Genomic DNA, 24,035 nt, shown 5'->3' with positions numbered 1-24,035 from the left:
GCATGCCACTTCAGCCAGCACAGCCAGCTCAGTCGCCTCACGTCCACGACGCGCCCGGATGCGCGCCCTGCTGGCCCTCACCGCCGGGTCGCTGGCGCTGACCGCGGTCCTGCCAGCGGCGGCGGCCGAGGCCGGCACCGCGCAGCTGCCGCCGGTGAACCCCGCCGCGCTGCGGCAGGCGATCAGTGGACTGCCGAACCAGCAGGTGGTCAGCGCGCTGATCGACGTCTCCGGCTCCGGCGGCAGCTGGCGCGGCGCCTCCGGAACGGCGGACCTGGCGACCGGGCGTCCGGCCGGCGCCGACGCGCGGTTCCGGATCGGCAGCGTCACCAAGGTGTTCACCGCCACCGTGGTCCTGCAACTGGTGGCCGAGCACCGGGTCGCCTTGGACGGCACCGTCCAGCACTACCTTCCGGGCCTGCTGCCGGCCGACTTCCCGCCGATCACGGTCGCCGAACTGCTGAACCACACCAGCGGCCTGCCCGGCGGCACGGCGGGCGACGGGGAGGGCGACCCGGCCCTGTTCATCGCCGAGCGCTTCGGCCACCCGACGCCCGAGCAGGTCGTGGCGTCCATGGCCGGGCAGCCGATGAGCTTCGCGCCCGGGACCGAGCAGCAGTACAACGGCGAGAACTACTACCTGCTGGGCCTGCTCGTCGAGAAGGTCACCGGGCACTCCTACGCCGACGAGGTCAGCCGGCGCATCCTGCGCCCGCTGCGGCTGCACGACACCACGGTCCCCGCCGCGACCGACTACCGGATCCAGGGTCCGCACCTGCACGGCTATCTGACGGTTAACCAGGGCTCGCAGCCGGTGGACGTCACCGAGCAGAGCCCCTACCCGTGGGCCGAGGGCGGCATGATCTCGTCCACCGCCGACCTCAGCACTCTGCTCACCGCACTGCTCGACGGCCGGCTGCTGCCCGCCGCGGAGCAGCGGGACCTGACCACCGTTCCGGACGTGCCCTACCTGGGCACCAGCCAGTGCCAGCTGGGCAACCCGGGCCGGGCCTGCTTCGGGATGGGCCTGATGGGGGTCACCATCGACGGGGTGACCCTGTGGGGCAAGACCGGTTCGCGCCCCGGCTACACCGACGGCGTGTTCGCCACCGCCGACCTGCAGCGGGTGCTGGCCTACGCCTTCACACCCACCGACGAGAACGCCGCGTACTTCGGTTTCATCACCGGCATCGCCGATGCCGCCCTGCGCTAGGACCGGCGCCGTCCGCTCCACGGCGTTCGTCGGCGGACCGGCCGAGACGGCGGGCGCCGGGAGCGGTAATCTCCCCCATGCATCTTGTGCACCTGTAGTACCGGTAGCACTCACGGTCATGTCCGCAACGGGGAAGTCGAGTCCGCACCATGGCGCAGCAGCATGATGAGCTGTCGGATCCGCGCGTGTTCGCGCGGACGGGGCTGGACCGACTCGGGGCGACGCCGCTGCGGGCCGTCGACCCGCGCCGGGTGGGGCCGTACGCGGTCCTGGCCGCTCTGGGCGGCGGCGGGATGGGGCGGATCTACCTGGGCCGGCCGCTGGACGGCAGCCCCGGGCTGGCCGCCGTCAAGGTGATCCGGCCGGAGTACGCCGAGGACCACGGCTTCCGACGCCGGTTCGAACGGGAGTCGGAGGCGCTGGGGCGGGTCCGCGGCGAGCAGGCCGCGGTGCTGCTCGGGACCGGGCTGGACGGCGACCTGCTGTGGATGGCCACCGACTACATCCCCGGGCTCAACCTCTCCGAGGCGGTGGCCGCGCACGGCCCGCTCAGCGCGGAGGCTGCCTGGTGGCTGGCCGGGGACCTGGCCCAGGCGCTGGCCGCGATGCAGCGGGTCGGCGTGGTGCATCGGGACGTCAAGCCGTCCAACGTGGTGCTGGGGACGGACGGTTGCCGGGTCATCGACTTCGGGATCTCGCAGGCCGCCGACACCAGCTCGATCACCACCACCGGGCAGCAGGTCGGCACCCCGGCGTACATGTCGCCGGAGCAGGTGCGCGGCCAGGGCGTGGCTACGGCCTCGGACGTGTTCGCGCTCGGGTCGGTGCTGGCCTACTCGGTCACCGGGAACGGTCCCTTCGGCGACGGCACCAGCGTCGACGTGCTGCACAGCGTGGCCTTCGAGCCGCCCAAGGAGGAGGTGCTGGGCCGGGTCGAGCAGGCGGACCCCGGGCTCGCCGCGCTGGTCCGGTCCTGCCTGGACAAGGACCCCGCCGCGCGGCCGGATCCGGAGTCCATCGCCGCGCAGGCGGCGAGCCGGCGGGTGCTGGCGCCCTGGTCGGCCGGGCTGAGCGCGGAGATCGTCCGCCGGGTGGAGATAGCCCTGGCGGCACAGCAGTTGACGCTTCCTGAGGTGGGCCGGCCGGCCGAGGTCGACCAGCCGCAGCACACCGTCCAGCTGTTCGCGGGGACGGGGCTCGGGACTGGCACCGGCGCCGGGGCCGGGGCTGGCGCCGTCGCTGCGGGGCCGGGGCTTCCGCCGGAGCAGATACCCGGGCCCGCGCAGATGCCGACGCCGACGCCTCCGATGCCCACCCCGCAGGCGGTGCCCTGGCAGGCCTCCGCGGAGGCGCCCACCCCGGTCGCCGGGCCGCGTACCCCGCCGACCGTCCCGGCCCTGCAGCAGCCCGCCTACGTGGTCGCCGCGCCGCTGCCGCCCCGTACCGTGCCGCAGTCGGCTCCGCCCGCCGTGTCCTCCTCGCGGCGGCGCAATGTGCTGATCGTCGCGGGCAGCGCAGTCGCCGTGGGTGCGGTCGCGGTGGCCGGGGTGCTGCTGGGCAGCGGCAGCTCCGGTGCCCATGGTGCGGACGCGGCGGCCTCCTCCGGGACTTCGGTGTCGGCGTCGGCCCTGCCCGGGACGGTCGCGGTGGGGACCGGGACCGGAAGCGCGAGCGCGGCGGCGAGTGCGAGCGGTACCGCCTCGCCGAGCGCCGGGCGCAGCGGCGCCGCCTCGGCCTCGGCGAGCAGCACTGCCGCCGGCGCTCCGGCCGTCGGCGCGACCTCACCGGCGGCCGGCTCCGGCACCGGTGGCGGCACCGCCGGTACGGCGACCAAGGCGGCCGGGGCGACCACCGCCGCGGCGGCCGCGACCACGGCCGCGGCGGCCACCACCAAGGCGTCCACCCCGACCACCGCGCCCGCGGCCTCCCCGACCAGCCCGGCCTGGATCAGGAACTGCACCTACTACTCCGGCACCACCCAGACCCAGTACGGCGACACCGGCAGCCGTGTGCTCCAGGTCCAGTGCATGCTGGTCAACCGCGGCTACGGGGTCGGCTCCTCCGGCGTGGACGGCCAGTTCGGGACCGACACCGAGGCCGGGGTGAAGGCCTTCCAGACCGCCAAGGGCCTGGAGGTCGACGGCCAGGTCGGCCCGCTCACCTGGGCGGCGCTGCGCTCCACCAAGAGCTGACGCGGCTGACGCGGCATCAGGAGGTGTGTCAGACCCGGTTGGTGTAGAAGATCCGGGTCAGCACCAGGCACAGCGCGTAGTAGCCGAGGAAGGCCAGGTAGGCGGCGTTGCCGTTGGCGGAGCTCAGGAACGACTGCCGGAAGGCGATGTTGACCAGGACCCCGCCGAAGGCGCCGATCGCGCCGGCGATGCCGATCAGCGCTGAGGCGCTGCGCCGCGAGGCCTGCTCGGCCTGTTCCGGATCGGCGCCCTCGGCCACCGCGACCTCGGCCCTGGTGCGGAAGATCGCCGGGATCATCTTGTAGGTCGAGCCGTTGCCGATCCCGCTGAGCGCGAAGAGCAGGATGAAGCCGCCGAGGAACAGCGCCAGCGAGTGCTGCTGCGAGGCGACCAGGACCACGATCGTCGCCGCTGCCATCGCGGCGAAGGTCCACAGGGTGATCCTGGCCCCGCCGAGGCGGTCGGCGAGCAGCCCGCCCAGCGGACGGGAGAGCGAGCCCAGCAGCGGGCCGAGGAAGGTCAGGTAGGCGGCCTTCAGCGGGGTGTCGAACTGGGCGTGGAACTGGACCTGGAGCACCTGGCCGAAGGCGAAGCCGAAGCCGATGAAGGAGCCGAAGGTGCCGATGTAGAGCGCCGAGACCACCCAGGTGTGGTGGTCCCTGGTGGCGTCCCGCATGGCCCTGCGGTCGTTGCGGAGCATGGTGAGGTTGTCCATGCGCAGGGCGGCGCCCAGGGCCGCCAGCACGATCAGCGGGATGTAGACCAGCACCAGCAGCCGGGGGTGCGCGGCCCCGGCGGTGGCCAGCACCAGCAGCGCGACCAGCTGGACCACCGGTACGCCCAGGTTGCCGCCGCCGGCGTTCAGGCCCAGCGCCCAGCCCTTGAGCCGCTGCGGGTAGAAGGCGTTGATGTTGGCCATCGAGGAGGCGAAGTTGCCGCCGCCCACCCCGGCGACCGCAGCGGCGACCAGCAGCGTGGAGTAGCTCACGCCGGGATGCAGCACCACCGCCGCGAACACGGTGGGGACCAGCAGCAGCAGGGCGCTGAAGACGGTCCAGTTGCGGCCGCCGAAGCGGGCGACGGCGAAGGTGTAGGGCAGCCGCAGCAGCGCGCCGCAGGCGGTGGGGACCGCGGTGAGCACGAACTTGCCGGCCGCGTCGATGTGGTACTGCGGGCCCAGGAAGAGCACCAGGACCGACCACAGGCTCCAGACCGAGAAGCCGATGTGTTCGGAGAGGATCGAGAAGACCAGGTTGCGCCGGGCGGTCACGGCCCCGGTCCGCTCCCAGAACGCCTCGTCCTCGGGGCGCCAGTCCGCGATGGCGCGGGACCGGGGCGGTGCGGCTGCTCCTACGGTGCTGTCGACTGTTGCGCTCATGGGTGAACCAGCCTCAGGTAGAGGGGAGTCGTTGATTGGTTCCCATGCTGGTGGGCCGAGGTTTCACGCCCTGCGCGTTGTCGGTTCCAGCGCGCTACGGTTCCCGCACACCGTCCGGGAGGGCTTGTGAGGGACGGCTGCGCACCGGCCAGCGGCGCAGCGTCGCGCTGCTGCCGTCCGGTGCGGTGTCCTCGTCCAGGCAGCGGCCGGTGTCCAGGTCGAAGGCCTGCTTCAGCATCGGCGAGACCAGCACCTGGACCGGTCCGCGGCTGCCCAGCAGGCCGCGGGAGAGGACGTGGGCGCCGCTGAACGGGTCGCGGTTGTCCAGCGCGTGCAGGCCGTCGGCCGGGTCGCGGAACAGTGCCACCTGCTCCGCGCCGAGCAGCACGGCGACTCCGCGTCCCGGCAGCAGCTCGTCCAACTCGCAGACCTGGACCCAGTGCTGGCCGTCATGGATCTCCACGGCGGTCCGGGTGCGGGCGGCCACCGGTTCGGCGACGTCGACGTCGACCGCGACGGCCGCGTCGAAGGTGAGGGTCTCGGTCATCGGCTGCGTACCTCCAGGCTGGTGCCGCCGATCAGGACGTGACCGTCCTCGTCGGGGCGGGCAGGGCGGATCTGGTCGCGTTCGGGGACGAAGCGGACGGTGGGGTCGGGGGTGCCGGGCGCGTTCACGAAGGAGACGAAGCGGCGCAGCCGCTGCGGGTCGGCTAGCACGGCCGCCCACTCGTCCTGGTAGGTCTCGACATGACGGGCCATCATCTGGTCCAGCTCGTCGGCGATGCCCAGCGAGTCCTCCAGTACGACCTGGCGCAGGTGGTCCAGGCCGCCCTCCAGCCGGTCCAGCCAGGGCGCGGTGCGCTCCAGCCGGTCGGCGGTGCGGATGTAGAACATCAGGAACCGGTCGATGGTGCGGATCAGCGTGTCCCGGTCCAGGTCCTTGGCCAGCAGGTCGGCATGACGGGGCGTCATGCCGCCGTTGCCGCCGACGTAGAGGTTCCAGCCCTCGGCGGTGGCGATGACGCCGAAGTCCTTGCTCTGCGCCTCGGCGCACTCGCGGGCGCAGCCGGAGACCGCCGACTTGAGCTTGTGCGGGGCCCGCAGCCCCCGGTAGCGCAGCTCCAGCTCGATCGCCAGGCCCACCGAGTCCTGCACCCCGAAGCGGCACCAGGTCTCGCCCACACAGGACTTGACGGTGCGTAGGGCCTTTCCGTAGGCGTGCCCGGACTCGAAGCCGGCGTCCACCAGCCGGGCCCAGACGGCCGGCAGCTGGTCCACCCGGGCTCCGAAGAGGTCGATCCGCTGGCCTCCGGTGATCTTGGTGTAGAGGCCGAAGTCACGGGCGATCTCGCCGATGGTGATCAGCCCCTGCGGGGTGATCTCGCCGCCGGGGACCCGGGGGACCACCGAGTAGGAGCCGTTGCGCTGGAGGTTGGCCAGGTGGTGGTCGTTGGTGTCCTGCAGTGCGCCCTGCTCGCCGTCGAGGATGTGGCCGTTGCCCAGGCTGGCCAGGATGGAGGCGACGGCCGGCTTGCAGATCTCGCAGCCCAGGCCGGTGCCGTGCTCGTCCCGCAGCCGGGCGAAGCTGGTGATGCCCTTGACCCGGACGATCTCGTAGAGCTCGGAGCGGGTGTGGGCGAAGTGCTCGCACAGGCCCTTGGCCACCTCGACGCCGGCCGCCTGCAGCTCCGCGCTGACGATGCCGCCCATCAGCTTGAGGCAACTGCCGCAGCCGGTACCGGCCTTGGTGCACTTCTTGACCTCGGGGATGCTCGCACAGCCCTGCTCGGCGACGGCCGCGCGGATCGCGCCCTTGCTGACGTTGTGGCAGGAGCAGACCACGGCGTCGTCGGGCAGCTCCAGCTTGCCCGCGCCGCCGCCCTCGGAGGCGGGCAGGATCAGCTGCTCGGCGGGGACGGTCAGCGGCGCGCCGCCGATGGCCAGCGGGCGCAGGGTGGCGAAGGACTCGGCGTCGCCGACCAGGACGCCGCCCAGCAGCCTTCCGTCCGGGTGCACCACCAGCTTCTTGTAGACGCCGGACCTGCTGTCGGAGTACAGCACGTCCAGGGCGCCCGGGGTGGCGCCGTGGGCGTCGCCGAAGCTGGCCACGTCCACGCCCAGCAGCTTGAGCTTGGTGGAGGTGTCGGCGCCGGTGAACGAGCCGGCCGCGCCGGTCAGTTCGGCGGCGGCGACCTCGGCCATCGCGTACCCGGGGGCGACCAGGCCGTAGACGCGGCCGTCGACGGCCAGCGCGCACTCGCCGATCGCGGAGATCCGCGGGTCGGAGCTGCGGCACTGCTCGTCCACGACGATGCCGCCGCGCTCGCCGACCGCCAGCCCGCAGTCGCGGGCGAGCTGGTCGCGGGGGCGCACCCCGGCCGAGAAGACCACCAGGTCCGCCTCCACGGAGCTGCCGTCGGACAGGGCCATACCGCGGACCGCGCCGTCCTCGCCGGTCTCGATGCTCTGGGTGCCGGCGCCGGTGTGCACCACCACGCCCAGCTCCTCGATGGCGCGGCGCAGCACCCTGCCGCCGCCGTCATCGACCTGAAGGGCCATCAGTCGCGGGGCGAACTCCACCACATGGGTCTCCAGGCCCATCGCCCGCAGCGCCCCGGCGGCCTCCAGGCCGAGCAGCCCGCCGCCGACCACCGCGCCGACCCTGGCGCGTTCGGCGCCGGCCCGGATCGCCTCCAGGTCCTCGATGGTGCGGTAGACGTGGCAGCCCTCGGCGTCATGGCCGGGGACCGGCGGGACGAACGGGTACGAGCCGGTGGCCAGCACCAGCGCGTCGTAGCCGAGCACCGCGCCGCTGCGGGTGGTGACGGTGCGGGCGGCCCGGTCGACCGCCACGGCCGGATCGCCGAGGCGCAGGTCGATGCCGTTCTCCTCGGCGAAGGACGGCGGGCACAGCGACAGCTCCTCGGCCGTCGTACCGGAGAACCAGGACGTCAGATGGACCCGGTCGTAGGCGGGGCGGGGCTCCTCGGCGAGCACGGTGACGCGCCAGTCGTGCGGCCGCTCGAACAGGGCCTCCAGGAAGCGCTGACCGACCATCCCATGGCCGACCAGGACCAGGTCTCGCAGCGTCACGGGCTCTCTCCTCCGGTGGTGGTCATGGCATCGAGCGTGGTCGGGGGCGGTTTCCGGGATGGGTCGCCGGTGTTGCCGCAGCGGTACGTGTCCCTCACACGGACACCCCGACCTGGTGACCGACGCGTCATCTGCTGTATGCCGGGTGGTTGTTTCGCTCACCGCCCCGTGACGGTGGCGCAACAACGCCGAAACACCGCTGCTGGAGCCTGCGGAGCATGGCAACAGTTCCCACACCCGACACCGCGTCCCCGGGGCCCGGCGGCAGCGCGGCCCTCCCGAAGGGCCCGGAGCCGACCGACGGCGCCGATCCCGACGAGGGCGCGGCCGGCGCAGGACCGCTGACCGGATTCACGGTCGGGGTCACCGCCGCCCGCCGCCGCGACGAACTGGTCGCGCTGCTGAAGCGGCGCGGGGCGAGAGTCGTCGAGGCCCCCACCGTGCGGATCGTGCCGCTGGAGGACGACAACGCCCTGCGCCAGGCCACCGAGCTGTGCCTGGCGGCGCCGCTGGACTACGTGGTGGCCACCACCGGCGTCGGCTGGCGCGGTTGGATGAGCGCCGCTGACGGCTGGGGCCTGGGCCGGCGCCTGGGCGAGGCCTGCCGCAACGCCGTGGTGATCAGCCGCGGCCCCAAGGCCACCGGCGCGGTGCGCGCCAGCGGACTGGGCGAGGCCTACGCCCCGCCGAACGAGGCCAACGACGGGCTGCTCACCTGGCTGCTCGCCCGCGACCTGCGCGGACGCCGGGTCGCCCTGCAGGAGCACGGCGCACCCCTGGACGCCTTCGCCGAGGCGCTGCGCGAACGGGGCGCCGAGGTCATCACCGTCCCCGTCTACCGCTGGGCCCCGCCGCAGGACCCGGAGGCGGTACGCCGATTGGTGGAGCAGACGATCCGCCGGGAGATCCAGGCGATCGCCTTCACCAGCGCACCGGCCATCACCGGCTTCCTGGACTGCGCGCACGCCCAGGGGCTGCACGAGGAGGTGCTGGAAGCGCTGCGGGACGGGGTGCTGCCGGTGTGCGTCGGACCGGTCTGCGCCCGTCCGCTGGAGGAGCACGGCGTGCGGCCGGTCTACCCCGACCGGGGCCGGCTCGGCTCCCTGGTGCGCACCATCGTCGAGGCCCTGCCGGTCGGCAACCGCGAGCTGCAGCTCGGCAGCGCCCGGCTGGTGCTGCAGGGCAGCGCCGTGCTCACCCCCAACGGCACGCTGTGGCTGTCGCCCACCCAGGCGGCCCTGCTGCGCGCGCTCGCCGAGCAGCCGGGACGGGTGCTCAGCCGGGCCGAACTGCTGCGCCGGGTCTGGGTCGGCATCAGCGCCGACGAGCACGCCGTCGAGGCCGCGGTGGCCCGGCTGCGCACCGCGCTGGGCCCGCACGCGGCGCTGGTCCGCACGGTGCCCAAGCGCGGATATCGACTCGCGGTGCCGGGCTGACGGAGCGTCGGTCCGCGTTCCGGCGCTGGCGCCCGCGCTGGTGCCGGTCCGTCAGTAGACGTCCCTGAGGTAGCGGCGGTCCGCGGCGAGCTGCTCGACGTAGGCCGCCGCCTCGGCCGGACCGAGTCCGCCGTGGGCGGCGGCGATGTCGACCAGCGTCTGCTGGACGTCCTTGGCCATCCGGTTGGCGTCGCCGCAGACGTACAGCTGGGCGCCTTCCTGCAGCCAGGACCACAGCTGGGCGCCGTGCTCGCGCATCCGGTCCTGCACGTAGACCTTGGCCCGCTGGTCCCGGGAGAAGGCCAGGTCCAGCCGGGTCAGTACGCCCTGGCGGTGGAACTCCTCCAGCTCCTCGCGGTAGTAGAAGTCGGTGCCGCGGCGCTGCTCGCCGAAGAAGAGCCAGTTGCGGCCGGAGTGGCCGCGGGCCCGGCGCTCCTCCAGGAAGCCGAGGAACGGCGCCACCCCGGTACCGGGACCGACCATGATCATCGGGGTGGCCGGGTCGGCCGGCGGCCGGAAGTGCGGTGACCGCCGGACGAAGACCGACACCTCGCCGCCGGGGGAGCGGTCGGCCAGATAGGTCGAGGCCACGCCCTTGCGCCGCTGCCCGTGCAGGCCGTCGTAGCGCAGCACCGAGACGGTGATCCTGGGCTGGTCCGGGTGCGCCAGCGGGCTGGAGGAGATGGAGTACAGCCGCGGCTGCAGTCCCTTGAGCAGCTCGGCCCACTCCTGTGCGGTGATGTCCAGCGAGAACTCGCCGATCAGGTCGACGGCCTGCCGGCCCCAGCTCCACTTGGCCAGCTCGCCCTTGTTGTCGGGACGCAGCAGCCGCCGCAGCGCGCGGTCGCCGCTGCGCTCGGACGCGAAGCGGAGCAGGGCCGGGGTGATCCGGGTGATGTCCAGATGCCGCAGTAGCGCCTCGCGCAGCGGCACGGTGCCCCGGTCGGCGAGTGCCACCTCGGCGCCCGGGTCCAGCGCGGTGGCCTCCAGCCATTCGGCGACCAAGTCCGGGCAGTTGAGCGGGCGGACGCCGAGTGCGTCGCCCGCCTCGTAGGCGAGGGCGCCACCGGTGTCGAAGCTGAACGAGCGCACCTCCTTGGCGGCGCCGGGGAGGCTGAGCAGGCGATTGCCGGACAGCCGGGCGGTGAAGGGCGCCTGGCCGGTGCGGGCGGGGGCGGATGCGGGGACGGACGGGACCGTTGGTGTCGCTTCGGGCGTGCCTTCGAGCAGGCCGACGATCTGCTCCAGCCACCGCTCGGCGTCCTGCTGGTAGCTGTCCGGCTCGCAGTCGACGCGCGGCAGCAGCCGCTGCGCGCCCAGCTCGTCCAGGCGCTCGTCCAGCCGCCGGCCGTGGCCGCAGTAGTCGTCGTAGCTGGAGTCGCCGAGGGCCAGGACGCTGTAGCGGACGCCGGCCAGCTTCGGCGCGTCCGCGTCGGTGATCCACTTCCAGAATCCTGAGCCGTTGTCCGGGGCGTCGCCGTCGCCGAAGGTGCTGGTGACGACCAGCAGATCGGCGCCGTCGACCAGGCTCTCCGGGGCGGCGCCGGCCATGTCCTGCAGCGCAACCGTGCGGCCCGCGCGGGTCAGCCGGTCCCGTACTGCGGTGGCGACCTCCTCGGCGTTGCCGGTCTGCGAGGCCCACAGCACCAGGACCTCCCGGGTGGGAACGGTCGGCCCGGTCGGTCCGGTCCTCCTGCCGGGGTCGTTGGCCGGGGAGCGCGAGAACATCCCCGCGAGCAGCCCGTCCACCCACTCGGCGTCCCCGCGCTCCAGCGGTGCACCCGACGGCAGCACCGGTACCGCGCCGTCGGTGAGCGGCCTGGCCGTCAGCCCGGCGAGGAAGCCGGAGAGGTAGCGGCGTGCGCTCTCGTCGAGGGCCGGCGGAGCCGTCTCGACGCCCAGGGCGTGGGCCAGCACGGGCACCAGCTCCGGCACCGCTACCAGCTCAGGCGCCGCCGCGCGGACCGGTTCCGGCACCGTCTCGGCCGCCGCTGCTGCGGTCGACACCTTCGCCAGCGCGACCGCGCACACCTTGAACTCGGGCTGGAAGGAGATCGGGTCGACCGCGTCGCTGGTCACCGCGTTGACGCTGAGGTACTCGCCGAACAGGTCGTTCCAGTGGAACGGTGCGAAGCAGTCCCCGCGCCTGACCCGGTCGCTGATCCGAGCCGGGAGCACCGCCCGCCCGCGCCGCGAGGCCACCTCCACCCCGTCGCCCTCGACCACCCCGAGCGCGGCCGCGTCCTCGGGGTGCAGTTCGACGAAGGGGCCAGGGTCGAGCCGGTTGAGCTTGGCGACCTTGCCGGTCTTGGTCAGGGTGTGCCACTGGTGCTGCAGCCGACCGGTGTTGAGCACGAACGGGTAGTCATCGTCCGGCAGTTCGGCGGCCGGCAGGTGCGGCCGTGCGAAGAAGGCCGCGCGGCCGGTGGCGGTGGGGAAGGCCAGCCGGGGCCGGGTGCCGTCCGGGCGGACCAGCAGGGTCTGGCTGACGCCGTCGTTGAGGTAGCGGACCGGATTGCGGTCGGGACCGGCCGGATCGGCGCTGGGCCACTGCACCGGGGTCTCCCGTAGCCGGTCGTAGTCCACTCCGCGCAGGTCCCAGCCGGTCTTCGGGTTCCAGGCGCGCTTGATCTCCTCGAAGACCTCCTCGGCGGAACCGTGCTCGAAACCCTCGGTGAAGCCCATGGCCCGGGCGACCCGGGCGATCAGCTGCCAGTCCGGCAGTGCCTCGCCCGGCGGGTCGACGACCCGCCGGCTCAGCGTCAGATTGCGCTCCGAGTTGACCATCACCCCCTCGGACTCGGCCCAGAGCGCGGCGGGCAGGGCGATGTCCGCGTAGGCGTTGGTCTCGGTGTCGGCGAACACGTCCTGGGTGATCACCAGCTCGGCCGCCTCCAGGCCCTCGATCACCGTCCGGCGGTTGGCGACCGAGGCGACCGGGTTGGTGCAGATGATCCAGCAGGCCTTGATCTCCCCGGCCGCCATCCGCTCGAACATCTCCACGGTGCCCTGGCCCGCCTCGGCGCGCAGGGTGCCGGACGGCAGCGACCACAGCGCCTCGGTGAACGCGCGGTCGCCGGGGTCGAGCGCCGAGCGCTGGCCGGGCAGGCCCGGGCCCATGTAGCCCATCTCCCGGCCGCCCATGGCGTTGGGCTGGCCGGTCAGCGAGAACGGGCCGCTGCCGGGACGGCAGATCGCCCCGGTGGCGAGGTGCAGGTTGACCAGCGCGTTGGTGTTCCAGGTGCCGTGCGTGGACTGGTTCAGCCCCATCGTCCAGCAGCTCATCCACTCGCCGGCCGCCCCGATCCAATCGGCGGCCCGGCGGATGTCCGCCTCCGGGATCCCGGTCACCTCGGCGACGTGCTCCGGCGGGTAGTCGGCCAGGAAAGCGGGCATGCCGTCCCAGCCCTCGGTGTGCTCGGCGACGAACTCCTCGTCGACGTCGCCGTTCTCGACCAGCAGGTGCAGCAGGCCGTTCAGCAGGGCCAGGTCGGTGCCCGGCTTGATCTGCAGGAACAGGTCGGCCTTGTCGGCGGTGGCACTGCGGCGCGGATCCACCACGATCAGCTTCGCGCCGGCGGCCTTGCGGCGTTCCAGCAGCCGCAGGAACAGGATCGGGTGGCAGTCGGCCATGTTGGACCCGATGACCAGGAACGCGTCCGCGTGGTCGAAGTCCTGGTAGGAGCCGGGCGGGCCGTCCGCCCCGAGCGACAGCTTGTAACCGCTGCCGGCGCTGGCCATGCACAGCCGTGAGTTGGACTCGATCCTGCTGGTCCGGACATAGCCCTTGGCCAGCTTGTTCGCCAGGTACTGCGCCTCCAGCGACATCTGGCCGGAGACGTAGAGGGCGACGGCGTCCGGGCCGTGCTCGTCCAGCACCGCCCGCAGCCTGCGTCCCGCCTCGGCGACGGCCCCGTCCAGCCCCACCGGCTCCGGCGCCGCCCCGCGCTCGGCCCGCACCAGCGCCTGCGCCAGCCGTCCGGGCGCGGCCAGCATCTCGGCGCTGGTCGCGCCCTTGGTGCAGAGCCGCCCCCCGTTCGCCGGATGCGCCTTGTCCCCGGACGCCCGCAGCACGCTGCGCCGCCCCTCGGCGTCCCGGCCCACGTCCAGCACGATCCCGCAGCCCACACCGCAGTACGAGCACACCGTACGCACCTGCTCGGTCGCCACCCCCAGCTCCGGCACCCACGGCCCCTCTCGTCCACACCGGCAGGACGACCCCGCCACCCGGAACGCTAGAAACCCGCTGTTGCACCCCGGTGTCCCCCACCGCAGCCCCACGGTTACAACCCCCGCACACGGCCCAGGGGGGCCGGTGAGATCACCACCTACGGGTAGCTTGATCGCCATGGATCTGGCTGAGGTGATGGACGCATTCCGGGCGGAGGCGGAGGAACTCGCACACCGGGCTGCCCAGGTCAGTGAGGACGAGTGGACGCGGCCCACGCGCTGCGAACCCTGGTCGGCACGCGAACTGCTGGGGCATGTGTGCGTGGTGCTGGGCTGGGTTCCGGGCATGTTGGTCGGGCCTTCACCCCGACGGGCCGAGGTGTCCGCGAGGGAGTACTACCGCCCGGACCATCGCTTTGCTGTTGCGACCAACACGGCTCGTCTGCGCCTGGCGGAGGAGTGTTCCGCCGGGCACGCCTCGGGTGCTGCGCTGGCTGAGGGCTTCGGGGAGATCTGGCGCAGGGTGGACGGGCAGTGTCGGCAGGAGCCGGAGGAGCGGGCGGTGGTGACCCGGCACGGGGACGCCATGCTCCTGTCCGACTTCATGCTCACGCGGGTGGTCGAGGTCGCCGTCCACGGGCTCGACCTCGCCGACGCCCTGGGCCGTGAACCGTGGCTGACGCAGGAGGCCGGAGACCTGCTACTCCAGTTGCTGGCAGGTTCGGGAGCGAAGCTGGTGGACGAACTCGGCTGGAGCCGCCCAACGTTCCTGCGCAAGGCGACAGGGCGAGCACCGCTCGACGCCTGGGAGTCGGACCAGATCGAACGGCTGGGGCTGCACTGGCTCGCGTTGGGCTGAACCGGACTCAACCGCGTCAGAGCAGTAGGTGGCCGGAGGAGTGGAGCATGTCGAACACCATCTGGTCGGCTGCCGAAACCCGCGAGCGATCGGCGTAGCTGAACCAGTCCGTCTCGGCGATCTCGTTCGAGGCGAGCAGGGGACCGGAGTGCTCGGCGGTGTAGCAGATCATCCGGAACTCGGTGTGGCCGTCGGATTCCCGCTGCGTCTCGAAGGTGCCGACGTGCACCATCGTGGCCGTGTCGATTCGGGACTGGAGTTCCTCGGCGATCTCGCGGGTCAGGGTCTCGGCGTCGGATTCGCCTGGTTCCCGTTTGCCGCCGGGGAAGTAGAAGAGGTCGACGCCGCGGTTACGCGCCACGAGCACCCGCCCGTCACGGAGCAGGACCCAGGCCACCTTCTCCGGAACGGCCTCGACGTCGACCTTGACGATGTCGCGGGTGAGCAGGCAGGTCGTGCTGCCGTCGTCCTCCTTGATGTTCCGGACGTGGTGGAACCCGAGCTTGCGTAGCAGGGTCAGGGAGGCCTGGTTCGGTTCGGCGACGGTGGCGTGCACTTCGGTCAGGGCCATGGAGTCGAAGGCGTAGGTGACGATGGCGTTCGCCAGTTCGGTGCCCAGGCCTTGGCCCCAGGTCTCGGGGGCCAACGCGTAGATGATCTCGTAGCCGTCGACGACGGTCGCCGGCTTGATCTCGGCATGGCCGACCAGGCGGCCGTCGCGCCGCACGGCCCAGACGTCGAACCGGTTCACGGCGTACACCTTGGTGAAGATCCGGCCGAACAGCGCACGGTCCTCCGCCTCTGAGGCGGGGCCGTCGCCCATCCACCTGGACACCCGCTCGTCCTGGAACAGTGCCACGAAGTCCTCTTCGTCGGCGGGGGTGTACGGCTCCAGAAGCAGGCGCTCGGTGCGCAGGGTGGGGGTCATGGCGAGCGACGGTACCCGTGACGTGCGCCCCGGTCCAGCATGGCCCGAAGGAATCCAGCCGGCCTGGGCCGCGCTACCGCGAGGGGATTGCGGCGGACGGCTCGTTCGGGTTGCTCGGGTAGGTGCCTACGCTGACGAACCGCCACGAATGGGCCGACGCCGGGTTCGCGCCGTGGATCTCCAACTGGTCGTGTGCACCGTCGATGTAACTGATCGTCACCGAAGCGTCGGCGCTGTCCGAGTCGTTGGGCTTGACCGTCACGGTCGCGGGGCCGGCGGCGGCGTCGCGGCTGTGGGTGAAGTCCGCGGCGGTGAATCCGGTGGGGCCTTCGTTGTCCTGCGACGGGACCACGGCGCGGAGCCCGCTCTCGCTGTGCTGGGCGAGGGCGCGCAGGTAGCAGCGGATCAAGCCGGCCTGGTCCGCGTTGGCGCCTTCGACACGGGCGGACCAGGAACAGGACGGCTCCGATGCGTCCGGGCCGTCGAGAGCGTCCTGAACCCGTGCCCACCCGTCCGTCGCCAACCAGACGCCGAGCAGCACCGCAGCCACCGCCGGCACCACCCCGACGGCCCAGAGCCGTCTGCGCCGCGAAGTCCCCGCACCGACACTCTCGCCTGCCATCCCTGCCCCCGCTTCCACCCGCCGCGCGGGACGCGCGGTCGATCATCGCCCGGAGTCTAGGAGGTGAGGGGGATGATGGTGGTTCCACTCCGCGCACAAGAAGGCGGTCGCCATGCCCACCGTTCCTGCCGTTCCCCTGCTGCTGGTCGACCTGGAGGCCGCGTACGCCGCCGGCGTGGAGGCCGGCCGTGGTGGGGCGCTGTGGCGGTTGGCGGAGCCGGGGCGGCAGTTGGACTCCAATCTGGTGCGGCTGGGCCCCGGGGCCACGGTGGGGGAGCATGCCGAGAACGATCTGGACGTGCTGCTGGTGGTGCTGGAGGGCGGCGGTCTGTTGGACGGGCCGGAGGGGAGACTGGAGCTGGAGCCGCGAGGGGTGGTGTGGCTGCCGCGCGGCAGTCGCCGTGCGCTGGCTGCGGGTCCGGCCGGGCTGGCCTACCTGACGGTGCACCAGCGGCGTCCGCCGCTCGGGATCGGCAATCTCGGCGGAGCCGCCGTCGCCGAGGGCGGTGAGGGTCCCTGCCTGCTCGACCGGGTCTGCCCGGAGTGCGGCCGGCTGGCGACGGAGGCGTCCGCGCGCTACTGCAGCCGTTGCGGTGAGGCGCTGCCCGCGCGGGACGGCCGCTCGGACGAGTGAGGCGAAGCAACCCACGGCGGAAGAAACGGCACTCACCGTTCTTCCGCCGTGGTGGTCGCGCGCGGGCCCTCCCCCGGGCTCAGGCGGCTTCGAGGCGGCGGAAGCCGCTCGCGTGGAAGACCAGCGGGGGGACCGCCGGGTCGGCGTCCAGTTCGTGGACCCGGAGCAGCACGATGTCGTGGTCCCCGGCCCGGATCAGCTGCTCCACGCTGCAGTCCAGCCAGGCGGCGGCCTGCTCGACCAGGACCGCGCCGTCCTCGGTGGCCCGCCAGTCGAGCGAGGCGAAGCGGTCGCCGTCCCGGGCGGCCAGCTGGCGGCAGGCCAGTTCCTGCTGCGCGCTGAGCACGCTGACGCCCAGTCGGGCGCTGCCGCTGAGCACCGGCCAGGTGGTCGAGCTGTGCGCGACGCAGACCGAGACCAGCGGCGGGTCGAGCGAGACCGAGGTGAACGAGCTGGCGGCGAGGCCGACCGGCGCCCCGTCCACCAGTGCCGCGATCGCGGTGACCCCGGTCGGGAACGCGCCGAAGACGCGGCGCAGTTCGGCGGGGTGCAGGGCCACGTCGTTCTGGGCCTGAGCCTGGGTCACTGTTCTCCTCCGAAGCAAAGGGTCTGTTGCTGTAACCGTCATGACCGGCGCGCCCATTCCTCGGCGAGCAGCCGGTAGGAGGCGACCCGGTCGGCGTGGTCGTGGGTGATGGTGGTGACCACGAGCTCGTCGGCGCCGGTGGCGTCGCGGAGGATCTCCAGCTGGTCGGCGACCTGCTGCGGGGTTCCGGTGAACTGGGTCTCCACCCGGTCCTGGACCAGTGCGCGGTCCTGGTCGCTCCAGACGTGCGCGCGGGCCTCGTCCGGGGTGGGGAACTGGATCGCGCCCTCGCCGCTGCGGATGCTGCGCACCCACAGCCCGTAGCCGGTGGCCAGTTCCCGCGCGGTGGCCTCGTCCTCGGCGACCACCACGTCGGCGGAGACGCTGACGTAGGGGCGGTCCAGTACCGCGGAGGGACGGAACGCGGCGCGGTAGCCCTCGGCGGCCTCGACCACGGTGGCCGGGCTGACGTGGTAGTTGGCGGCGAAGCGCAGTCCGTTGGCGCCGGCGACCTCCGCGCTGGTGCCGCCGCTGCTGCCGAGGATCCACACCTCCAGGTCCGCACCCTCGCCGGGCACCACATGGGCCTCCACACCGTCCGCGGTGCGGTAGCTGCCGGCGATCAGCGCGAGGATGTCGTCGACCTGCTCGGCGTAGTCCTGCGCCTCCGCGTTCGGCTGCTGCAGCAGCTTCTTGTGCAGGACGAACCGTGGCGACTTGAGCAGATGACGGAAGTCGAACTTGGCCGGGATGCGCAGTCCGTTGGGGGTGTAGCCGTCGACCACGGCGGTGCCGCCGACCAGGGCCGGTTCGCGGGACGGCGCCGGCTTGCCGCCGGAGCGGCCCAGGCCGAGGTCGAAGCGGCCCGGGTGCAGGGCGTCCAGCAGGCCGAACTCCTCGACGGTGGCCAGCGCGGTGCGGTGGCCCAGCTGGACCGCTCCGGCGCCGAGCCGGATCCGGGTGGTCGCGGCGGCGGTCAGGGCCAGCACCACGGCGGGCGAGGTCCCGGCGACGCCGGGGTTGAGATGGTGTTCGGCGAACCAGTAGCGGCTGTAGCCGAAGCGTTCGGTCTGCCGGGCCAGGTCGATGCTGTTGTGCAGGGCCTGCCTGGCGGTGGATCCGGAGCTGATCGGGACCAGGTCCAGGACGGCGAGCGGGGTGGTGGACATGGCGGTCAGGCTCCTTCGGGGGCCGGTGCTGGTGCCGGAGTGTTGACGGGGGCCCAGGCCCAGGGCGGGTCGGGGATGGACCGGCGCAGCTCCGGTGCGATGTCGGACTGGAACAGCTCCAGCGAGTCCCGGTGCTGAGCATCCGTCAGCCCGCCTGCCTCGGCGTGCAGATGGAGCACGCTGTGGCCGAACCGCTGGTGGTAGCGGTGCACCTTGTCGACGATCTGCTGCGGGCTGCCGATCAGGGCCGAGCTGCGCTCGACGAAGTCCTCCAGGGTGGGGAACACCGGCTCGACGCCGAGCCGCTTCTGGAAGCCCAGGTACCCCTCGAAGACCGGGCGGTAGTCGGCGAGCGCCTGCTGCGAGGTCGGCGCGGCGTAGAAGCCGGCCGTGCCGGCGCCGACGGCCGCGCGGGCCGGGTCGTGGCCATAGTGCTCCCAGCGCTCGCGGTAGTAGCGGATCAGTTCGGCGTAGGGCTCGATCGGGTTGGTGACGTTGGCAGAGAACAGCGGGTCGCCGTAGCGGGCGGCCAGGTCCACCGACTCCCGACTGGTGGCACTGCCGTGCCAGACCCGGACCGGCTGCTGGAACGGCCGCGGCCAGACCTCCGCGTCCAGCAGCTCCGGGCGGAACTTGGGGGAGGCGGTGACCTTGTCGTTGCGCCAGATCTGCCGGAACAGCTCGTAGGACTCGGCATTGCGGTCCCACTGGTCCTCGGGGGTGACCTGGAACAGCTCGCGCTGGGCGGCGCCGTTGCCCTTGCCGATGATCAGTTCCAGCCGGCCGCCGGAGAGGTGGTCCAGGGTGGCGTAGTCCTCGTAGGCGCGGACCGGGTCGAGCAGGCTGAGCGTGGTCACCGCGGTGAACAGGCGGATCCGCTTGGTCAGCGCGGCGACGTGGCTGAGCACGACCGGTGGGGAGGAGGAGATGAAGGGGCGCTCGTGCCGTTCGCCGACGCCGAAGCCGTCGAAGCCGAGCTCCTCGGCGAGCAGCGCGCTGTCGACCACCTGGCGGAAGCGTTCCTGGGTCGACGGCTGCCGGCCGGTGACCGGGTCGGGGGAGTGGACGATCAGGGTGATGGTGATGAACTTCACGACGCAGCCCTCTCGGTGGCCCGGTTCCGGTCCTCGCCCCGGTTCTCGTCCCGGCTCCGCGGTGCGGCCAGGCCGAGGTGGTCGCGCAGCGTGGTGCCCTCGTACTCGCTGCGGAACACCCCGCGCTCCTGCAGCAGCGGGACGACGGTGTCGGCGAACTCGTCGATGCCGCCCGGGGTCAGGTGCGGGGCCAGGATGAAGCCGTCGCTGGCGTCGGTCTGCACGAACTCGTTGATCGTCTCGGCGACCTTCGACGGTGTGCCGATGAAGGACTGACGTCCCGTCACCTCGATGATCACCTCCCGGCTGGAGAGGTTCTTCGCGGCGGCCAGCTCCCGCCACTGCCGGGCGACGTCCAGCGGGTCGCGGTGCATCCGGACGCTGGCCCGCCCCTTGGCGATGGTGTTCTCGCCGACCAGCGGGTCGACCTCGGGCAGCGGGCCGTCCGGGTCGTGGTCGCTGAGGTCGCGGTTCCAGAGCTGCTCCAGGAACTTGATCGCGGTCTGCCCGCTGACCTGCTGGCGCCGGATCAGCGCGGCCTTCTCCTGGGCGTCCGCGTCGGTGTCGCCGAGGACGAAGGTGGCCGCGGGCAGGATCAGCAGCTCGTCCCGGCCGCGCCCGTACCGGTCCAGTCGGTCCTTGACGTCGGTGTAGAAGGCGCGTCCGGCCTCCAGGGTGCTGTGCCGGCTGAAGATGGCGTCGGCGGAGGAGGCGGCGAACTCCCGGCCCTCCTCGGAGTCGCCGGCCTGGAAGATCACCGGCCGTCCCTGCGGGCTGCGCGGGACGTTGAACTGCCCGGCGATGTCGAACTGGCTCACCCGGTGCTGGAAGCGTCCGGCGTCGGGGTCGGCCAGGAAGGTGCCGGACTCCTTGTCGGCGACGATCTCGTCGCCCCGCCAGGAGTCGAAGAGCACCTGGGCGGCGGTGAGGAACTGCTTGGCCCGCTCGTAGCGGTCCTCCTGGGCCAGGAAGCCGCCGCGGCGGAAGTTCTGTCCGGTGAACTCGTCCCAGGAGGTGACCACGTTCCAGGCGGCGCGGCCCGCGGAGAGGTGGTCCAGCGAGGCGAACTGCCGGGCCACCTCGTAGGGCTCGTTGAAGGTGGAGTTGATGGTGCCGGCCAGTCCGAGCCGGTCGGTGACCGCGGCCAGCGCGGCCAGGACGGCGAAGGTGTCCGGGCGGCCGACCACGTCCAGGTCGTAGATCTGTCCGCCCTGCTCGCGCAGCCGCAGCCCCTCGGCCAGGAAGAGGAAGTCGAACTTGGCGCGCTCCGCCGTGCGCGCCAGGTGGACGAAGGAGCTGAAGTCGATCTGGCTTCCGGCGGCCGGATCGCTCCACACCGTGGTGTTGTTCACACCGGGGAAGTGCGCGGCGAGGTGGATCTGCTTGAGTGGCTTGCTCATGCGACAGGCGTCCTTAGGTCTCGGTGGTGGAACAAGCGCTCAGACAGAGGTGGCGGCGGAGGTTGCGGCGGATGCGTCGGCGTAGCGGCTCTCCGGGCGGGGCAGGCCGAGCAGCCCGCGCAGGGTGTCGGCCTCGTAGGCGGTGCGGAAGGCTCCGCGGCGCTGCAGCTCGGGGACCAGCCGGCGGGTGATCTGCTCCAGGTCGTGGGGGAGGGTGGCCGGGCGCAGCCGGAAGCCGGTCAGCCCGGCCTGCTGCCACTCCAGCAGCAGGTCGGCGAGGTCGGCGGCGGTGCCGGCGAAGACCTCGGCGTCGCTGGTCAGCGGGGTGGCGGCCAGCTCGTCCAGCCGGTCCCGGCGGGCCGCGGCCGCGCCGGGGGCCTCGTCCAGGAAGACCAGCAGGTCGCCGAAGACGTGCACGGTCTGGTCGGCGCGCCCGGCCGCGGCCTGCTCGGCGCGGATCTCGGCGACGATGCCCCGGGCGCCGTCCGCGTCGTGCGGGGTGGTGAAGCCGAGGTCGGTGGAGCGGGCGACCAGTCGGTAGGGGATGGTCTGGTGCGCCAGCGCGGTGACCAGCGGCTGCCCCTGCGGGGGGCGCGGGGTGATCGACGGCCCCTTCACGCTGAAGGCGCTGCCCTCGAAGTCGATGTAGTGCAGCTTCTCGCGGTCGATGAAGCGGCCGGTGGCGACGTCGCGGATCTCGGCGTCGTCCTCCCAGCTGTCCCAGAGCCGTCGCAGCACCTCGACGTAGTCGGCCGCCTCGTCGAACAGCTCGCCGACCAGGGCCTGGACCTCGGGGCGCTCGAAGTCCTCGAAGGTGAACGGCGGCAGCGTCCGGCGCCCGAAGAGCTCGGCCTCGTGCGGGCGTCCCGACACCTGGACCCGTACCCCGCCGCGTCCGCTGCTGACGAAGTCGAGGGTGGCGATCGCCTTGGAGATGTGGAACGGCTCGGTGTGGGTGACCGTGGCGGTCGGCACCAGGCCGATGTGCCGGCTGAGCGGGGCGATCCGGGCGGCGGTCAGCACCGCGTCCAGCCGCCCGCGGACCTGGTCGGTGCGCCGGTCCGGGGCGAAGGTCTCGGCCGACTGGAGGCCCAGGGAGTCCTCGATGGTGACGAAGTCCAGCAGTCCGCGCTCGGCCTCGGCGACGAGGTCCGCCCAGTACGCCGCGGTGAAGAGCCCCTCGGGCCGGGCGTCGGGCAGCCGCCAGGCGGCGGGGTGCCAACCCGTGCCGTCGAGGGCGACGGCCAGATGGAGGGCGGGGTGTGGGAGAGGCATGGGGGAGATCGCTTCCTGCTCGATTGGGGCCCGATGGTGCGGCGGGCATGCCGAGGGGGACCCGCGCCGGGGCGGCCCGGGGCGGAGTCGGCGGGAGGGAGGGTGCTTCAGCGAGAGGACCGCTGCAGCGGGAGAGGTGCTTCGGAGCGGTGGCCGGAGGTACGGCGGCGCAGCGCCCGTCGAGCGGGGGTGCTGCTCAGGCGGCCGGACAGAGGGCGCTGGCGATGCGCTGAAGATCGATATGGCGACGCGAGTACGTGCCCACTGGTTGACGCACTGCTCTCACCTCCGGTTCAGCTTGCGCGCTTACAGGACTGCGCCGTCCTGTCGGGTCGTCACCTGGAGCACCCCGCCGCGTCGGAGGGTTGCTGGTCAGCCAGCCAGGGCTTGTTGCTGACGCTCGTAACCTGCTCACACGCTAACTCCGGATGGGCGTCGAACACAATCCCCAGTGATCGACTGGGGATGGCCGAGGAGGTCCGCGGAGGTCCGGGGGAGGCCCGGGGCCGCTCCAGCGAGCCTCCAGCGAATCTCCACCGAACCGATAGGCATTGTCTAAATGCGCCGGACGGGTTACCGTGATCCCTGGTTATGAGCGTCAGCGTCAAGCCCTGGCTGGCTGACCGGCAACCCTCCGACGCGGCGGGGTGCTCCAGGTGACGACCCGACGGGACGCCACAGTCCTGTAAGCGCGAGATCGAAAGCGGAGGTGAGAGCAGTGCGTCGAGCAGTAGCCGGAACGTACTCGCGTCGCCACGTCGATCTGCTGCGGGTGAGCAGTGCCCTGTGTCCGGGGACGTGCGCGGTCCGCTGACCGCACCCTTCTCTCCCTGCCTTCATTCCCGGCACCTGTCACCCCATTCACGCCCTCCCGCCGTGCCTCCACGGCGCGCTGCGGCGTTCTCACGGGACGGAACCCACACCCCCATGAGCAGTCCGGACACCTCTGCGCGCACTGCCGTCGCGCCCGAGCCTCCCCCTCCGGTCACCGACGACCGCCCGCTGCACCAGCGCCCCGAGGACGGGCAGCTGCTCGCCGCGAAGCTGGTCCCGCTGCGCCGCCCCGGCCAGTGGATCTCAGCTCTCGCCCTGCTCGTCCTGCTGGCCATGTTCGTCCACACCCTGCTGACCAACAAGCGGTTCCAGTGGGACGTGGTCGGCAGTTACTTCCTCAACGGCTCGATCGTGAACGGCCTGGTCCTGACGCTGTGGTTGACCGCGGCGGTGATGGCGACCGGCTATCTGCTCGGCATCGGCGTGGCGGTCATGAGGCTGTCCGGCAATCCGGTGCTGCGCTCGGTCAGCTTCGGCTTCGTCTGGCTGGTCCGCTCGGTCCCGCCGCTGGTCCAGCTGCTCTTCTGGTACGAACTCGCCTCGCTGTACCCGCAGTTGTCGCTCGGCATCCCGTTCGGGCACGAGTTCGCGACGGTGCGGACGGCCCACCTGTTCAGCGGGATCCTCGCTGCCTTCGTCGGCCTGACCCTGGACGTGGCGGCCTTCGCTTCCGAGATCGTCAGGGGCGGCATCCTCTCCGTGGAGCACGGCCAGACCGAGGCCGCCGAGGCGCTCGGCCTCGGCCGGGCCAGGATCTTCCGCAGGATCGTGCTGCCGCAGGCGATGCCGGCGATCATCCCGGCCACCGGCAACCTGCTCATCGGGATGCTGAAGGCGACCTCGATCGTCAGCGTGATCGCGGTGCAGGACCTGCTCTACTCGTCCCAACTCATCTACAACCAGAACTACCTGATCATCCCTCTGCTACTGGTCGCGACGCTCTGGTACATCATCCTCACCACGCTGCTCTCGATCGGCCAGTTCTTCGTCGAGCGCCACTACGCCCGCGGGAGCCGGCGCGGCGGCAGCGGAGGGACCGGCTTCTGGCAGCTCTTCCGCGGCAACATCCCGCTGTTCGGCGCCAACGGTGCGGCCGGCGGCCGCAGCGGACGCGAACTGGCGGGCCTGTCATGAGCGCCGTTGAGCAGACCC

General features: G+C 72.4%; 19 protein-coding genes, 1 pseudogene and 2 riboswitches. Of the genes and pseudogenes, 7 read left to right on the top strand and 13 right to left on the bottom strand.

From position 1 onward, the window contains the following. Nucleotides 1-58 precede the first annotated feature (58 nt). Both ABUW04_RS16955 and ABUW04_RS16950 read left to right on the top strand, forming a co-directional pair. Complete coding sequence (locus tag ABUW04_RS16955) at nt 59-1,213, top strand: serine hydrolase domain-containing protein (protein ID WP_380565561.1); 1,155 nt, start codon at nt 59-61, stop codon at nt 1,211-1,213. Between the two features lie 149 nt (nt 1,214-1,362). Next, on the top strand, nt 1,363-3,405 hold the full coding sequence (locus tag ABUW04_RS16950) for a protein kinase domain-containing protein (RefSeq protein WP_380565560.1): 2,043 nt from the start codon (nt 1,363-1,365) through the stop codon (nt 3,403-3,405). Nucleotides 3,406-3,433: 28 nt separating this feature from the next. On the opposite strand, the gene ABUW04_RS16945 is transcribed toward ABUW04_RS16950, so the two are convergent. From ABUW04_RS16945 to nirB, 3 genes are all read right to left on the bottom strand, one after another. Then, nucleotides 3,434-4,783 (bottom strand): MFS transporter, encoded by a 1,350-nt coding sequence (locus tag ABUW04_RS16945; RefSeq protein ID WP_380565559.1) that lies wholly within the window; start codon nt 4,781-4,783, stop codon nt 3,434-3,436. A 94-nt stretch (nt 4,784-4,877) separates the two neighbouring features. Next, nucleotides 4,878-5,330 (bottom strand): nitrite reductase small subunit NirD, encoded by a 453-nt coding sequence (nirD, locus tag ABUW04_RS16940; RefSeq protein WP_084713404.1) that lies wholly within the window; start codon nt 5,328-5,330, stop codon nt 4,878-4,880. Then, nucleotides 5,327-7,840 carry a nitrite reductase large subunit NirB gene (nirB, locus tag ABUW04_RS16935; protein ID WP_380565653.1) on the bottom strand — a complete coding sequence of 838 codons (2,514 nt, stop codon included), beginning with the start codon at nt 7,838-7,840 and terminating at the stop codon, nt 5,327-5,329. The genes nirD and nirB overlap by 4 nt, the downstream gene beginning before the upstream one ends. Nucleotides 7,841-8,094: 254 nt before the next feature. On the opposite strand from nirB, the gene ABUW04_RS16930 reads away from it, so the two are divergent. Then, nucleotides 8,095-9,312, top strand: a complete 1,218-nt coding sequence (locus ABUW04_RS16930; protein WP_380565558.1) for a uroporphyrinogen-III synthase — start codon at nt 8,095-8,097, stop codon at nt 9,310-9,312. A 51-nt stretch (nt 9,313-9,363) separates the two neighbouring features. On the opposite strand, the gene ABUW04_RS16925 is transcribed toward ABUW04_RS16930, so the two are convergent. Continuing rightward, the gene (locus ABUW04_RS16925; RefSeq protein ID WP_380565557.1) at nt 9,364-13,497 is read right to left on the bottom strand and encodes a molybdopterin-dependent oxidoreductase; all 4,134 of its coding nucleotides are present in this window, start codon (nt 13,495-13,497) and stop codon (nt 9,364-9,366) included. Nucleotides 13,498-13,660: 163 nt separating this feature from the next. Between ABUW04_RS16925 and ABUW04_RS16920 the strand changes: the two genes are divergently transcribed. Beyond that, nucleotides 13,661-14,341 (top strand): maleylpyruvate isomerase N-terminal domain-containing protein, encoded by a 681-nt coding sequence (locus tag ABUW04_RS16920; RefSeq protein ID WP_380565556.1) that lies wholly within the window; start codon nt 13,661-13,663, stop codon nt 14,339-14,341. Between the two features lie 16 nt (nt 14,342-14,357). On the opposite strand, the gene ABUW04_RS16915 is transcribed toward ABUW04_RS16920, so the two are convergent. The 3 genes and pseudogenes from ABUW04_RS16915 to ABUW04_RS16905 form a co-directional block, all read right to left on the bottom strand. Further along, entirely contained in the window at nt 14,358-14,738 is a 381-nt protein-coding gene (locus tag ABUW04_RS16915; RefSeq protein ID WP_380565652.1) for an NUDIX hydrolase, read from the bottom strand. A 42-nt stretch (nt 14,739-14,780) separates the two neighbouring features. Beyond that, nucleotides 14,781-15,269 (bottom strand): annotated as a pseudogene (locus ABUW04_RS16910) (GNAT family N-acetyltransferase); the annotation flags it as partial. A gap of 73 nt (nt 15,270-15,342) precedes the next feature. Further along, nucleotides 15,343-15,891 carry a hypothetical protein gene (locus ABUW04_RS16905; RefSeq protein ID WP_380565555.1) on the bottom strand — a complete coding sequence of 183 codons (549 nt, stop codon included), beginning with the start codon at nt 15,889-15,891 and terminating at the stop codon, nt 15,343-15,345. 112 nt (nt 15,892-16,003) lie between these two features. On the opposite strand from ABUW04_RS16905, the gene ABUW04_RS16900 reads away from it, so the two are divergent. Continuing rightward, entirely contained in the window at nt 16,004-16,525 is a 522-nt protein-coding gene (locus ABUW04_RS16900; protein ID WP_380565554.1) for a hypothetical protein, read from the top strand. Between the two features lie 79 nt (nt 16,526-16,604). On the opposite strand, the gene ABUW04_RS16895 is transcribed toward ABUW04_RS16900, so the two are convergent. The 6 genes from ABUW04_RS16895 to ABUW04_RS16870 all read right to left on the bottom strand — a co-directional run bounded on the left by ABUW04_RS16895 (nt 16,605) and on the right by ABUW04_RS16870 (nt 22,314). Continuing rightward, nucleotides 16,605-17,111, bottom strand: coding sequence for a flavin reductase family protein (locus ABUW04_RS16895; protein ID WP_232241994.1), 507 nt, complete (start codon nt 17,109-17,111; stop codon nt 16,605-16,607). Between the two features lie 38 nt (nt 17,112-17,149). Continuing rightward, nucleotides 17,150-18,280, bottom strand: coding sequence for an LLM class flavin-dependent oxidoreductase (locus tag ABUW04_RS16890; RefSeq protein ID WP_030248955.1), 1,131 nt, complete (start codon nt 18,278-18,280; stop codon nt 17,150-17,152). Between the two features lie 5 nt (nt 18,281-18,285). Further along, nucleotides 18,286-19,374 carry an LLM class flavin-dependent oxidoreductase gene (locus ABUW04_RS16885; RefSeq protein ID WP_380565553.1) on the bottom strand — a complete coding sequence of 363 codons (1,089 nt, stop codon included), beginning with the start codon at nt 19,372-19,374 and terminating at the stop codon, nt 18,286-18,288. Further along, nucleotides 19,371-20,774 (bottom strand): NtaA/DmoA family FMN-dependent monooxygenase, encoded by a 1,404-nt coding sequence (locus ABUW04_RS16880; RefSeq protein WP_380565552.1) that lies wholly within the window; start codon nt 20,772-20,774, stop codon nt 19,371-19,373. Before ABUW04_RS16880 ends, ABUW04_RS16885 begins: the two co-directional genes overlap by 4 nt. 39 nt (nt 20,775-20,813) lie before the next feature. Further along, complete coding sequence (locus ABUW04_RS16875) at nt 20,814-22,049, bottom strand: LLM class flavin-dependent oxidoreductase (RefSeq protein WP_380565551.1); 1,236 nt, start codon at nt 22,047-22,049, stop codon at nt 20,814-20,816. A 196-nt stretch (nt 22,050-22,245) separates the two neighbouring features. Continuing rightward, nucleotides 22,246-22,314, bottom strand: a complete 69-nt coding sequence (locus tag ABUW04_RS16870) for a putative leader peptide (RefSeq protein ID WP_347879463.1) — start codon at nt 22,312-22,314, stop codon at nt 22,246-22,248. Between the two features lie 32 nt (nt 22,315-22,346). After that, nucleotides 22,347-22,457, bottom strand: a riboswitch (SAM riboswitch). Between the two features lie 179 nt (nt 22,458-22,636). Then, nucleotides 22,637-22,747, top strand: a riboswitch (SAM riboswitch). An 11-nt stretch (nt 22,748-22,758) separates the two neighbouring features. On the opposite strand from ABUW04_RS16870, the gene ABUW04_RS16865 reads away from it, so the two are divergent. Together ABUW04_RS16865 and ABUW04_RS16860 are read left to right on the top strand one after the other, a co-directional pair. Further along, nucleotides 22,759-22,863 carry a putative leader peptide gene (locus ABUW04_RS16865; protein WP_380565550.1) on the top strand — a complete coding sequence of 35 codons (105 nt, stop codon included), beginning with the start codon at nt 22,759-22,761 and terminating at the stop codon, nt 22,861-22,863. A 113-nt stretch (nt 22,864-22,976) separates the two neighbouring features. Next, a complete protein-coding gene (locus ABUW04_RS16860; protein ID WP_380565549.1) occupies nt 22,977-24,017 on the top strand; it encodes an amino acid ABC transporter permease in 1,041 nt (346 codons plus the stop codon). Nucleotides 24,018-24,035 lie beyond the last annotated feature (18 nt).

Source organism: Streptacidiphilus jeojiensis (assembly GCF_042510965.1).
GTDB classification, from domain to species: Bacteria; Actinomycetota; Actinomycetes; order Streptomycetales; family Streptomycetaceae; genus Streptacidiphilus; species Streptacidiphilus jeojiensis.
Note: the sequence above shows the minus strand (reverse complement) of the source record. Positions and strands in the feature narration are given on the sequence as shown.

Bases quoted from the DNA above. Each gene is read 5' to 3' on its own strand.
- ABUW04_RS16955 (WP_380565561.1), top strand. From the start codon at position 59: ATGCGCGCCCTGCTGGCCCTCACCGCCGGGTCGCTGGCGCTGACCGCG.
- ABUW04_RS16950 (WP_380565560.1), top strand. From the start codon at position 1,363: ATGGCGCAGCAGCATGATGAGCTGTCGGATCCGCGCGTGTTCGCGCGG.
- ABUW04_RS16945 (WP_380565559.1), bottom strand. From the start codon at position 4,783: ATGAGCGCAACAGTCGACAGCACCGTAGGAGCAGCCGCACCGCCCCGG.
- nirD (WP_084713404.1), bottom strand. From the start codon at position 5,330: ATGACCGAGACCCTCACCTTCGACGCGGCCGTCGCGGTCGACGTCGAC.
- nirB (WP_380565653.1), bottom strand. From the start codon at position 7,840: ATGGTCGGTCAGCGCTTCCTGGAGGCCCTGTTCGAGCGGCCGCACGAC.
- ABUW04_RS16930 (WP_380565558.1), top strand. From the start codon at position 8,095: ATGGCAACAGTTCCCACACCCGACACCGCGTCCCCGGGGCCCGGCGGC.
- ABUW04_RS16920 (WP_380565556.1), top strand. From the start codon at position 13,661: ATGGATCTGGCTGAGGTGATGGACGCATTCCGGGCGGAGGCGGAGGAA.
- ABUW04_RS16905 (WP_380565555.1), bottom strand. From the start codon at position 15,891: ATGGCAGGCGAGAGTGTCGGTGCGGGGACTTCGCGGCGCAGACGGCTC.
- ABUW04_RS16900 (WP_380565554.1), top strand. From the start codon at position 16,004: ATGCCCACCGTTCCTGCCGTTCCCCTGCTGCTGGTCGACCTGGAGGCC.
- ABUW04_RS16890 (WP_030248955.1), bottom strand. From the start codon at position 18,280: ATGTCCACCACCCCGCTCGCCGTCCTGGACCTGGTCCCGATCAGCTCC.
- ABUW04_RS16880 (WP_380565552.1), bottom strand. From the start codon at position 20,774: ATGAGCAAGCCACTCAAGCAGATCCACCTCGCCGCGCACTTCCCCGGT.
- ABUW04_RS16875 (WP_380565551.1), bottom strand. From the start codon at position 22,049: ATGCCTCTCCCACACCCCGCCCTCCATCTGGCCGTCGCCCTCGACGGC.
- ABUW04_RS16860 (WP_380565549.1), top strand. From the start codon at position 22,977: ATGAGCAGTCCGGACACCTCTGCGCGCACTGCCGTCGCGCCCGAGCCT.